This window comes from Campylobacter concisus ATCC 51562 (assembly GCF_000466745.1).
In the GTDB taxonomy this organism is placed as follows: domain Bacteria; phylum Campylobacterota; class Campylobacteria; order Campylobacterales; family Campylobacteraceae; genus Campylobacter_A; species Campylobacter_A concisus_B.
The window spans coordinates 343,856-355,014 of record NZ_ANNI01000003.1 but is presented as its reverse complement, the minus strand read 5'-3'; the positions used below and the strand labels follow the sequence as shown (position 1 = coordinate 355,014).

At 36.5% G+C, this 11,159-nt stretch carries 11 protein-coding genes and 1 tRNA gene; 6 read left to right on the top strand and 6 right to left on the bottom strand.

Annotated elements, in window-relative coordinates:
• Nucleotides 1–105: 105 nt before the first annotated feature.
• The 6 genes from ATCC51562_RS03145 to aspS all read right to left on the bottom strand — a co-directional run bounded on the left by ATCC51562_RS03145 (nucleotide 106) and on the right by aspS (nucleotide 4,417).
• Nucleotides 106–182: transfer RNA gene (locus tag ATCC51562_RS03145), tRNA-Ile, on the bottom strand.
• 122 nt (nucleotides 183–304) lie between these two features.
• Nucleotides 305–823, bottom strand: coding sequence for an inorganic diphosphatase (gene ppa / locus ATCC51562_RS03140; protein WP_021090924.1), 519 nt, complete (start codon nucleotides 821–823; stop codon nucleotides 305–307).
• Between the two features lie 69 nt (nucleotides 824–892).
• Nucleotides 893–1,228 (bottom strand): NirD/YgiW/YdeI family stress tolerance protein, encoded by a 336-nt coding sequence (locus ATCC51562_RS03135; protein WP_021090514.1) that lies wholly within the window; start codon nucleotides 1,226–1,228, stop codon nucleotides 893–895.
• Between the two features lie 71 nt (nucleotides 1,229–1,299).
• Nucleotides 1,300–1,764, bottom strand: a complete 465-nt coding sequence (locus ATCC51562_RS03130; protein ID WP_021090948.1) for a hypothetical protein — start codon at nucleotides 1,762–1,764, stop codon at nucleotides 1,300–1,302.
• Between the two features lie 137 nt (nucleotides 1,765–1,901).
• Nucleotides 1,902–2,471, bottom strand: a complete 570-nt coding sequence (locus tag ATCC51562_RS03125; protein ID WP_021090638.1) for an adenylate kinase — start codon at nucleotides 2,469–2,471, stop codon at nucleotides 1,902–1,904.
• Between the two features lie 188 nt (nucleotides 2,472–2,659).
• On the bottom strand, nucleotides 2,660–4,417 hold the full coding sequence (gene aspS, locus ATCC51562_RS03120; protein ID WP_021091025.1) for an aspartate--tRNA ligase: 1,758 nt from the start codon (nucleotides 4,415–4,417) through the stop codon (nucleotides 2,660–2,662).
• A gap of 92 nt (nucleotides 4,418–4,509) precedes the next feature.
• On the opposite strand from aspS, the gene ATCC51562_RS03115 reads away from it, so the two are divergent.
• The 6 genes from ATCC51562_RS03115 to ATCC51562_RS03090 all read left to right on the top strand — a co-directional run bounded on the left by ATCC51562_RS03115 (nucleotide 4,510) and on the right by ATCC51562_RS03090 (nucleotide 11,145).
• Nucleotides 4,510–5,385 carry an NAD(+) kinase gene (locus ATCC51562_RS03115; RefSeq protein WP_021090671.1) on the top strand — a complete coding sequence of 292 codons (876 nt, stop codon included), beginning with the start codon at nucleotides 4,510–4,512 and terminating at the stop codon, nucleotides 5,383–5,385.
• Entirely contained in the window at nucleotides 5,378–6,898 is a 1,521-nt protein-coding gene (locus ATCC51562_RS03110) for an AAA family ATPase (protein ID WP_035167229.1), read from the top strand. Before ATCC51562_RS03115 ends, ATCC51562_RS03110 begins: the two co-directional genes overlap by 8 nt.
• An 88-nt stretch (nucleotides 6,899–6,986) precedes the next feature.
• A complete protein-coding gene (locus ATCC51562_RS03105) occupies nucleotides 6,987–8,243 on the top strand; it encodes a diguanylate cyclase (protein WP_021090832.1) in 1,257 nt (418 codons plus the stop codon).
• The gene (locus ATCC51562_RS03100; protein WP_035167227.1) at nucleotides 8,240–9,025 is read left to right on the top strand and encodes a TatD family hydrolase; all 786 of its coding nucleotides are present in this window, start codon (nucleotides 8,240–8,242) and stop codon (nucleotides 9,023–9,025) included. The genes ATCC51562_RS03105 and ATCC51562_RS03100 overlap by 4 nt, the downstream gene beginning before the upstream one ends.
• Nucleotides 9,026–9,089: 64 nt before the next feature.
• A complete protein-coding gene (locus ATCC51562_RS03095; protein WP_021090846.1) occupies nucleotides 9,090–10,301 on the top strand; it encodes a lytic transglycosylase domain-containing protein in 1,212 nt (403 codons plus the stop codon).
• Nucleotides 10,288–11,145, top strand: a complete 858-nt coding sequence (locus tag ATCC51562_RS03090; protein WP_021090717.1) for a septal ring lytic transglycosylase RlpA family protein — start codon at nucleotides 10,288–10,290, stop codon at nucleotides 11,143–11,145. The genes ATCC51562_RS03095 and ATCC51562_RS03090 overlap by 14 nt, the downstream gene beginning before the upstream one ends.
• Nucleotides 11,146–11,159: the final 14 nt, after the last annotated feature.

The window sequence follows — 11,159 nt, the reverse complement described above, 5'->3', positions numbered from 1 at the left end:
ATTAGATCAAGGTGAATAAAATTTCACTTTGATTCTTAAATCAAAAGCAAAATAGTCTCAAAGTTTAGATTTTAGAAGATTAAAGATTATAAATAAAATAAAAAGTGGTGGGTTCACCAGGACTCGAACCTGGGACCATCCGGTTATGAGCCGGATGCTCTAACCAACTGAGCTATGAACCCACAGTTGAAAGAAAATCGTATTATACAAGAAAAAGCTTATCTAAATATAAAAATGATCTTTTTTATGTGGAGTATAAAACGAACAAATTTAAAAAGAAAAGCCCTAAAATAGGGCTTATAAATTATTTATAATTTTTTATCGCAGCATCTAAAATCTCTTTTGCAGCGTTTGCGTCTTTAAATTCTTTTACCTTTACCCATTTATTTGGCTCAAGAATTTTATAAGTTTCAAAGAAATTTTTAATTTTATTTAGCGTTGCAACTGGTAAGTCTTCGTAGCTTTTTATCGCTTCATATCTTGGATCGATCTTTGTAACTGGAACAGCCAAAAGCTTCTCGTCCATGCCTGCTTCATCTTCCATCACCAAAACACCTATTAAGCGGCAAGGGATTACGCTACCAGCTTGGAGTGGATACTCGTTTAGCACCAAAATATCAGCTGGATCGCCATCGGCTGCAAGTGTGTTTGGCACAAAGCCGTAGTTTGCTGGGTAGAACATCGCTGAGTAAAGCACGCGATCAACAACGACTGCGCCGCTATCTTTATCGATCTCGTATTTTATATTTGAGCCATAAGGTATTTCGATTACGGCATTGATTTTGTCTGGGTTTGAGCCAAATTTGATCTTTGAAACGTCCATATATTCGTCCTTTGTGTTAGAAATTTTCGTGATTTTAGTATTTTTTGCATTAAATACTCGTAAATTTAACTACTTTATAACCTCTACGCTATCTACGTCGATCTCTGTTTTTGTAAAGTCTTTATCTATCTCACCTCTTATTCGTAAAGGTGTATCTTCATTGACTGTTATGTTGCCCCATTTGTTATTGTCGATTTCAACAACAATAACATCACCATTTTTATCGATAAATTCATATTTGTCTGATTTTATATGTGATTTTATCTTACCTTCTAGCACAACTTTGGTGTCGTCGTTTAGTTTTAAGGCATCTTTTACGCTTATTGTTTCGCTTGAGTGCTTTGATATGAAGCCTCCAGCCATTGCGATGCTAGCAGATATTGCAGCGGTTATGATCTTTTTCATTTTTATCCTTTAAAATCGGTTGTGAAATTTTAAAGGATAGTACATTTATGATATTAATAAAAGGTAAGTTTTTACATAAAATCTTTTGTAACAATTTTATAGATGTTTTTAGCGGTAATCGGTAGCGCTCTATCTGCGCTACCACCAAGAAAGCCATATCTAATCTCGACAGTAACGTTAAATTTGGCCACCTCTTTGCCACTTTGATCGACTAAATTTATGACTGCGAATGTCTCGGATTTGCCAGCACCACCTATGCCTAGGGTTAAGTGTCTAAGGATCCTAACTCCATTTTTTGTTCTTTGTATATCGCATTTTATGATTAGATCGTCACCGTATTGGTTTTTCTTTTTTAAAAATGTATTTATGTGTCCTTCTAGCTTTTTATCAAGTTCAGTTTCGCCACAAACCGCTTTAGCGCTGCTGTACTTATATGTGGTATCCTTTTCAACCATCTCTATATACTTTTTAGCACATCCTGTAAAAGTAAAAATGGCCATGATCACAAGTAGTATTATAAATTTAAATTTATGCATAATTTCATCTTTGTTTAGGTCTGTTAAAAATAAATTTAGAATTGTAGGGAAGTTACATTTAAAATAAAATTAAAAATAAGTATATTTGAATGATATTTCTTTGGGACCTTGCACATTTTGATGCAAGGTCTGTGAGTTTATAAAAGTTTAGCTAGTAAATTTTTGATATCAGCTACGATCTCGTCTATGCCACGCTCGCCGTTTACTACGTGAAGTAGCTCTTTTTCGCTGTAAAATTCACGGATAGGCACTATCGGATCAAGATAGACTTTCATGCGGTTGTTAAAGACTTCGTTATTATCGTCAGCGCCTCTTGCACGGCCAAGCACTCTAGCTCTTGCCACATCTTCGCTAACGTCTACTTCGATGACGCCTTTTAGAGAAATTTCATCTTGCTCGCTTAAGACCTTGTCAAGCTCAGTCATTTGCTCAACACTTCTTGGGTAGCCGTCGATTATGATGTTTGATTTATTTGAGCTTTTGATGGCTGATACGATCGCATTTACGACGACATCAAGTGGGACTAAATTTCCTTTTGAAATAAAGCCGTCTATTAATTTGCCAAGCTCGCTACCACTTGCAACTTCAGCTCTTAAAAGATCGCCAGTTGAAAAGTGTGCAAATTTCTCATCTTGCTGTGCGATGATTGATGCGTCTGTTGTTTTGCCGGAGCCTGGAGCGCCGATGATTAAAAATAAATTTTTCATTCTTTCCCTTTTTTATATTTTTTGAGTGCCTTTGAATGAGTTTGAAAATTTTACCCTACATCAGACTACATGTCTAGCTTTGGGATGAAATTTTCTGCACAACATCTAAATTTGTCTCAAAAATTTAATCTTTAAATAAAATAACTCAAATTTAGACATCTAAAAGCCTAAATTTATTGCAAAAAATTTTAAGCCTTTTGCTCTTTTTCTCTTATCCTTAGTCCTAGCTCCCTAAGCTGTTCGTTACTGGCGTGGCTTGGTGCCTTTGTTAGTGGGCACTGAGCGCGCTGTGTTTTAGGGAAGGCTATGACGTCACGGATCGAGCTTGCTTTATTTACGAGCATATTTAGCCTGTCAAAGCCGATCGCGATACCACCATGTGGAGGCGCACCAAATGTCAAGGCATCAAGCAAGAAGCCAAATTTCTCACGTTGCTCTTCTTCGTCTATGCCAAGAAGTTTAAAGACCTTTTGTTGGATATCGTTTTTGTGAATTCTTATACTTCCGCCACCAAGCTCAAAGCCGTTTAGCACGACGTCGTGGGCGATAGAAAGGATGTCCTCAAGATCAGGCTCGTCTATATTTTTTGGCATTGTAAATGGATGGTGCATAGCAGAGTAGCTGCCATCATCATTTTGCTCAAACATTGGGAAGTCAAGCACCCATAAAAACTCAAGTTTATCTTGATCGATGATATTCATTTGCTCGGCTAGGAAAATTCTAAATCTTCCCATATAATCAAGTACGACTTTTTTCTTGCCAGCACCAAAGAATACAACGTCACCAACTTTTAGCTCACATCTTGAGACGATCTCGTCAAGATCGCTTTGCTCGAAAAATTTACAAAGTGGGCCTTTTAGCCCGTCTTCTTTCATTTGGAAGTAGCCAAGACCTTGTGCACCAAATTTACGTACAAACTCCTCAAATCTATTCATCTCGCGCTTACTAAAGATGTTGTCGCCATTTGGCACTTTTAGCGCTTTGATGCGGTTTTTCTTCTTATCTTTTGCGATAGAGCTAAAAATTTCATTGCTTGAGCGCTCGAAAATATCGATCACATCGATCATTTTTAGATCGTATCTAAGATCAGGCTTATCTGAACCATAAGTCTCAGTCGCCTCTTTGTAGCTCATGCGTCTAAATGGTGTTTTGATATCGTATCCGCAGGCTTTAAATATATCTTTTAGCATCGTCTCAGCCATATTTATGATATCTTCTTGTTCGACAAAGCTCATTTCGATATCTATTTGAGTAAATTCTGGTTGGCGATCAGCCCTTAGATCTTCGTCGCGGAAGCATTTTGCGATTTGGAAATATTTATCAAAGCCAGAACACATCAAAAGCTGCTTAAATAGCTGTGGGCTTTGTGGGAGCGCATAAAATTGACCCGGATATACACGGCTTGGCACTAGGTAGTCTCTCGCTCCTTCTGGAGTTGCGCGTGTTAAAACCGGAGTTTCAAACTCGATAAAGCCCATTTTATCTAGGCTATTTCTAGCCGCAATCGCCGCACGAGAACGCATTTTAAATATATTTTGTAAGCGTTCACTTCTAAGGTCTAAAAAGCGGTATTTTAGCCTAATGTCCTCATTTACGCTCTCATCACCTATCATAAATGGTAGTGGCTCGCTTGGATTTTCGATGATGAGCTCGCTTACTATCACTTCTATCTCGCCAGTTTTTAGCTTTGGATTGGTCAGTCCTTCACCTCTAGCTCTTACTTTTCCTTTTGCTTTTAAGACATATTCATCTCTTACTTTTGCAGCCACGTCATGTGCTTCTTTGCTATCAGCCGGATCGCAAACTAACTGTATAAGCCCGCTAACGTCTCTTAAGTCGATGAAAACAACACCGCCATGGTCTCTATATGTGTTTGCCCAGCCACAAAGTATTACTTCTTTGCCGATGTCAGCTTTGCTAAGATCGGTGCAATAATGACTTCGCATAAAATGCTCCTTTGCAATGTTTTTTAGGCAATTATAATCGCTTTTTTCTTTTGAAAAGCTTTGTTAAAATAAAATATGTTACAATCATTTACATGAAAAATGAACAAAAATTTAATACTTTTTGCACAAAAAAAGTAGGACTTATTGCTAAAGATTATCCATTATTTAGGCAAGATTTAGAAAAATTAGAAAAAATTTTAAAAAAGTATAACGCAGAAATTTTGCTTGAAAAAAATTGTGCTAAGCGCATAGAAAAAAATGGTTTTGAGCTTATAAAATTAGCCAAAGAGTGCGAATTTTTGATCACTCTTGGCGGAGATGGCACGATCATTTCAACTTGTAGAAAGCTAGCTCACATCTCGCCACTTATACTTGGTATACACGCTGGTAGACTCGGATTTCTAACCGACATAATGATTAATGAGAGTGAGAAATTTTTTAAAGACTTTTTTGATGGTAAATTTGAGGTTGAAATGCCTTTTATGCTTGACGTCGCGCTTCACAAAAATGATGGCAAAACCGAGCAAAAGATAGCATTTAACGATGCAGTCATCGTTAGTAAAAATGGCGGTTCGATGACACATATCGAGGCACTTTTAAATGAAAAATATTTTAATTCATATTTTGGTGACGGCGTTATAGTAGCGACACCTGCTGGAACCACGGCATATAACATGAGCGCAAATGGCCCTATTATCTATCCATTAAGCGAAGTTTTTACAGTAACTCCTATCTGCTCGCACTCACTTACACAGCGTCCAGTCGTGCTTACGAAAAATCATACGGTTAAATTTAGAACAAATAGCGATGCGATTTTGGTACTTGATGGTCAAGATAGGTTTGATATGAGTAAAATTTCAGCTGTCAGCGTGAGCCTTAGCAACAAAAAAGCTAGGCTGATACGCCATATTGGTAGGGATTATTTTCAAATTTTAAAAGAGAAACTTCACTGGGGTTATAATGATTGATCGAATTTTGATTAAGGATTATCTAAATTTTAAAAATATCGAGCTAAATTTCAAAGAGGGTCTTAGTGTATTTACGGGCATTAGCGGCGCTGGCAAGTCGGTACTGATGAGTGCTATCATGGCTGTTTTTGGGCTAAAAGATAGCGAGGCAAGGCTGATAGAAGCTGACGTGGAGCATAAATTTGAGCTTGATGAGTTTGGCATAGAAAACGAAGAGGTCAATATTTTCAAGCTTTTAAAAGATAAGAGCACGAGGTATTTTATAAATCAGCAAGCCATTTCAAAGAAAAATTTAGCTCAAGTGGCGCGTGAGCACATCAAATATCTCTCGGCAAAAGAGGCAAACGAGTTTGAAAATGAGAAATTCCTAAATTTGCTTGATAGGCTGGAAATTTCAAAAAATGAGAATTTTAAAGAGATAAAACAAGAATTTGAAGAGGCGTTTTTAGAATTTTCTAAAATTTCAAAAGAGCTAGCCACTATAAAAGAGGAAGAGAAAAAGGTCGAGGAGCTAAAGGAGCTTGCTAGCTTTGAGATCGAGAAGATAAGAAGCGTGGGGCCTAAAAAAGGCGAGTTTGAAGAGCTTATGGAGACTAAAAAAAGGCTTAGTAAAAAGGATAAGATAAATGAGGCGTGGGCTAGAGCTGAGCGGATATTTGAGCTAGAGCATAGCGTAAATGAGGCGCTAAGTATCAGCGACCTTGACAATGGCTTTTTTGAAGATGCGATGAACGAGCTAAGAGTCGCAAGAGATAGCTTAAATATGGAGGAGCTTGACGATATCGACGTGGAGAGTGTGCTTGATAGAATAGAAGCTCTTAATGCCATCATTAGGCGATATGGCAGTGAAGAAGAAGCGTTAGAAGCGCTTGATAAAAAGGAAAAAGAGCTTGCCAGATATGAAAATTTAAGCTTTGAAAAGAGTGAGCTAGAGAAGAAATTTGAAATTTTAAGCAAAAAGGCAAATGAGCTAGCTGGAATTCTAAGCAGAGTCAGGGGCGTAAATTTAAAAGAGCTTGAGGCTATGATAAATTTATACTTAAAAGAGCTTTATATGCCAGATATCACACTGAGGATCGAGGCTAAAAAGCTTGATATTTTGGGCGTTGATGAAATTTGTTTAAATTTAAATGAGACTTCGCTTAAAAATTTAAGTTCAGGCGAGCTAAACCGTCTAAGACTGGCCTTCATAGCTGCCTCTAGTGAGATCACAAAAACTGGCGGTGATGTCATCATTTTAGATGAAATAGATGCAAATTTAAGCGGAAAAGAGGCGATGAGCATCGCAAATGTCTTGCTTAAGCTTGCAAATTTTTATCAAATTTTTGCCATTTCACATCAGCCACAGCTTAGCTCAAAGGCAAATTCTCACTTTTTGGTAGAACGTCACGGAGAAAACTCGGTCGTAAGAGAGCTCGATAAAGAGGAGCGTGTAAACGAGCTTGCGCGTATGATAAGTGGCGAACATATAAGCGAAGAAGCAATAAATTTTGCTAAAGGGCTTTTAAAGTAGCTTAATTTAAATTATTAATTTAAGCTTTATAAATAAATTTATTTGATAAAATCGCCACTAATTTGATAAAAATTTTTGTAGGAATAATATGGAAAGAATCCTTGTAGTTGATGATAATAAGGCGTTAGCAAAACTGATTGTTATGCAAATGGAAAAGACTATCGATGATATGACAATTGATGTCGCATACAGTTTTGCCGAGGCTAAGACATTAATTAGCGAGCATGACAAAGATTATTTTATGACTATTTTGGATTTAAATTTGCCAGATGCTCCAAATGGCGAAATTGTTGATTATGCGCTTTCCAAAGGGCTTTCGGCTATCGTTTTAACAGGTAGCATTGACGATGAAACAAGGCAAAATTTCATAAATAAAGATATTGTGGATTATGTTTATAAAGGAAATATGGACGATATCAACTATATCTTTCAAATGATAAATAGACTGAGCAAAAATAGACAATACAAGGTTTTGGTTGTCGAAGACTCGCTTCCTTTTAGAAATATGATAAAAAAGATATTAACTAGCCTTCAGTTTAAGGTTTTGGCCGCAGCTCACGGCGAAGAGGCAATGAACTATTTTGCGGATAATCCTGATATAAATCTTATAATAACTGATTATAGAATGCCGGTAAAAGACGGTCTTGAAGTTTTAAAAGAGGTTAGAAAAGAAAAAGATAAAAATAGTCTTGGCGTAATCGTTATGACATCTCCTAGCGAAAAGACTGACGCGTCAATATTTTTAAAAAATGGTGCGAGCGATTTTATAGCAAAACCATTTTCAAAAGAAGAGCTAATATGCCGTGTTAATAATACGATTGAAGCGATGGAAAATATAAATAAGATAGCAAATTTTGCAAATCGTGACTTCTTGACCGGAGTTTATAATAGAAGATTTTTTTATTCCGACGTGGAAGAGTATATCCAAGCAGCTGAAGAGACCAATGAGCCTTATGCTTTTGCAATGATTGATGTTGATTATTTTAAGAAGATAAATGATACATATGGCCATGATGGTGGAGATAAGGTACTAAAATCAATCGCAAAAATTTTAAATGACAACACAAAAGGAAGTGACATCGTTGCTAGATTTGGTGGCGAAGAATTTTGCGTTGTCCTTAAAAAGATAAATAAAGAAGAAGCTGTTAAATTTTTTGTAAATTTGCGAGCCAAAGTAGCTGAAAATAAAGTAACTATAAAAAAGGAAAAAGTAAAAGTTACTATATCAATAGGCGTATCTTTTGGCAATGGGCATTGCGAGATAGACGATATGCTTGAAGCTTGCGATTCAGTACTTTACACCGCAAAAGAAAATGGTAGAAATAGAGTAGAAATAGCTTTATGATTATAGATACACATTGTCATTTGGATAGTAAAGTTTATGATCCTGATCTTGATAAAATTTTAGACGAAGCTAGAAATTTAGGGCTAAAAGGCTTTATTATCCCGGGAGCTGATATCAATGATTTACCAAAAGCGGCTAAAATAGCGCGTGAAAATTCTGACATTTTCTTTGCCGCTGGAGTTCATCCATATGATAAAGAGAGTTTTAGCATTGAAATTTTAAGAAATTTTGCTAAAGATGAAAAGTGTGTGGCGATTGGTGAATGCGGTCTTGACTACTTTCGCTTGCCAAAAGATGAAAATGAAAAGATAAAAGAAAAAGAGAATCAAAAACGTATTTTTTTAGCTCAACTTGATTTAGCTGTTGAGTTAAAAAAAACCGTTATTCTTCACATTAGGGAGGCTAATGAGGACTCTTTTAATATCTTAAAAGAGTATGCACCAAAGCTTGAAGCTGGAGCAATTTTGCACTGCTATAATGCTTCGCCACTTCTTTTAGAGCTTTGTAAATTTGGGAATTTTTACTTTGGCATAGGCGGTGTTTTAACATTTAAAAATGCTAAAAATTTAGTCGAAATTTTGCCAAAAATCCCATTTGATAGGATAGTTATTGAAACTGACGCTCCTTATCTCACGCCAGAACCAAATCGCGGTAAGAGAAATGAGCCGGCGTTTACGACATTTGTTGCTAAAAAGATAGCTGAAATTTTAAACCTTGAGTTTGAAGTTGTTTGTGAAAAAACTTCAAATAATGCCAAAAGGTTGTTTAAGTGCTTTGCTTAAATTTTGAGCGTTGCACTTGTTTAAGATGCTAGCATCTTAAGTTTTGACACGAAAAAGGATAGAAATGAAAGCAATGCTTAAAATATTTTTAATGTTTGCATGTAGTACCTTGCTACTAGCAAATACACCTGAAAAAAGCTCATACGACACTCAGGTAAAAATTTTAAAAGAGCTGGATATTGACGCTGGCTTTATGAAGACTTCTCACTATGCAAAGATGAGGCAAGGTATCAAACAATCGCAACTTGAAACATTTACAGAAGCCCTAAAAAATGGTTATATGTATATACCGATGGTAAAAGAGCAGATCAAAAAATCAGGCGTACCTGAGTCATTCTTTTATCTAGCTATGATAGAATCAGGCTTTTCAAATCACACAGTCTCAAACGCAAAAGCTACTGGCATGTGGCAGTTTATGGAGCAAACGGCTAGACTGCATGGTCTAAAGGTAGGACAGTATGTCGATGAGAGAAAAGATCCAGTAGAGTCTACTATTGCAGCTACAAATTATCTAAAGTCGCTTAAAAATCAATTTGGCAAGTGGTATCTAGCAGCTATGGCCTATAACTGCGGCGATGGAGCCTTAAAAAGAGCCATACAAAAAGCTGGCACAGATGATCTTGTAACACTTCTTGATGCTGAGAAAAAATACCTTCCAGCTGAAACTAGAAATTTTGTTATTAAAATTTTAAGAGCAGCATATACCGCAAAAGACGCGGACTTCTTGATGTCTAAAGATTCATCTTTATTGAATATAAACGGAGGACTAAAGCTTGTAAAAGTAAAAGTTCCAGGCGGTACAAATTTAGCTCAAATAGGCGATAGTATCGGCCTTAGTACAAAAAAAATGAAAAACAACAATCCGCACTTAAAATTTGTATTTACTCCACCAACTCTAAAAGATTATTATGTTTATATCCCTGAAAATAAAAAGCAGCTTTTTGCAGAAAATTTCAAGCCATTTAATGGTAAAAACAATTTTTATGCCTATGTTGTAAAAAAAGGCGAAACACTACTTTCTATCTCTAAAAAAACAGGTGTTAGTCATAGAGCGATCAAGGACTACAACGAGCTTAGCACAAATGCCGTAAGCTATAATCAAAAACTAATTATTCCATTTTCTGCCCAAAATAAATCTCAAAACTATATAGTCCAAACTGGTGACACGATAGCTTCTTTATCTAAAAAATTTAATGTGAGTGAAAAAGATTTAAAAGATGCAAATTCTTTTGCTAGTTCAAATTTAAATGTTGGAGCAAATATTGTCATACCATAAGAGCCTAAAATTTTATATAGGACTAAGTTTTACTCTTCTAGTTACTGGTTGCTCTTGGAATGGGGCACCATTTACACCAAGTGGCCCAACTAATGTAAAGGGCAATAACTCAGCTTCTATCCAAAAAGCAACAATGAGACCTTACACGATAAATGGCAAAACATACTACCCAACCGTTGTAAGCGTGGGCGATAAGGCAAGTGGCACGGCAAGCTGGTATGGTCCAAATTTTCATGGTAAAACAACCTCAAACGGCGAAATTTATAATATGTACAACATGACTGCAGCACACAAAACTTTGCCGATGAATACGATCCTTAAGGTAACAAATTTAAGAAATCAAAAAAGCGTCATTGTGCGTGTAAACGATCGCGGACCTTTTGTGGCTGATAGGGTTTTAGACCTTTCAAAGGCGGCTGCAACTAAACTTGATATTATCGGTACAGGCACGGCTCCAGTCAGTATGGAAGTCATAGGCTTTAATGAAGATATTAATGCTATTGCAAGCATTAATACTCAAACAAAACCAACAAGTACTGGTATAAAAGTGCCAAATCCAGTCTCTCCGACAGCTCCAACTGGAGGCATTATTATTTCGTCAGAGCAACGGGTCGTAGGTGGAGATTTTATGGTGCAAATTGGCTCATTTAAAAACCTCGAGGGTGCAAACAGATATCAAAGAGAGCATCAAAGCATAGATGGCTATAAGTCGGTAGTTAGGACATTTACTATAGATGGATCTACCATTTATAGAGTATTTTTAAATGGCTTTAGAAGTGAAGACGAGGCCAGGGATTATGCAAGAAGCGGTAAATTCCAAGGTGCATTTATAGTAAGAGGTTAGGGCGTGAGAGAAGA

Coding starts and splice junctions, on each gene's coding strand:
- ATCC51562_RS03130 (WP_021090948.1), bottom strand. CDS start 1,764: ATGCATAAATTTAAATTTATAATACTACTTGTGATCATGGCCATTTTT.
- ATCC51562_RS03095 (WP_021090846.1), top strand. CDS start 9,090: ATGAAAGCAATGCTTAAAATATTTTTAATGTTTGCATGTAGTACCTTG.
- ATCC51562_RS03110 (WP_035167229.1), top strand. CDS start 5,378: ATGATTGATCGAATTTTGATTAAGGATTATCTAAATTTTAAAAATATC.
- ATCC51562_RS03135 (WP_021090514.1), bottom strand. CDS start 1,228: ATGAAAAAGATCATAACCGCTGCAATATCTGCTAGCATCGCAATGGCT.
- ATCC51562_RS03125 (WP_021090638.1), bottom strand. CDS start 2,471: ATGAAAAATTTATTTTTAATCATCGGCGCTCCAGGCTCCGGCAAAACA.
- ppa (WP_021090924.1), bottom strand. CDS start 823: ATGGACGTTTCAAAGATCAAATTTGGCTCAAACCCAGACAAAATCAAT.
- aspS (WP_021091025.1), bottom strand. CDS start 4,417: ATGCGAAGTCATTATTGCACCGATCTTAGCAAAGCTGACATCGGCAAA.
- ATCC51562_RS03105 (WP_021090832.1), top strand. CDS start 6,987: ATGGAAAGAATCCTTGTAGTTGATGATAATAAGGCGTTAGCAAAACTG.
- ATCC51562_RS03115 (WP_021090671.1), top strand. CDS start 4,510: ATGAAAAATGAACAAAAATTTAATACTTTTTGCACAAAAAAAGTAGGA.
- ATCC51562_RS03100 (WP_035167227.1), top strand. CDS start 8,240: ATGATTATAGATACACATTGTCATTTGGATAGTAAAGTTTATGATCCT.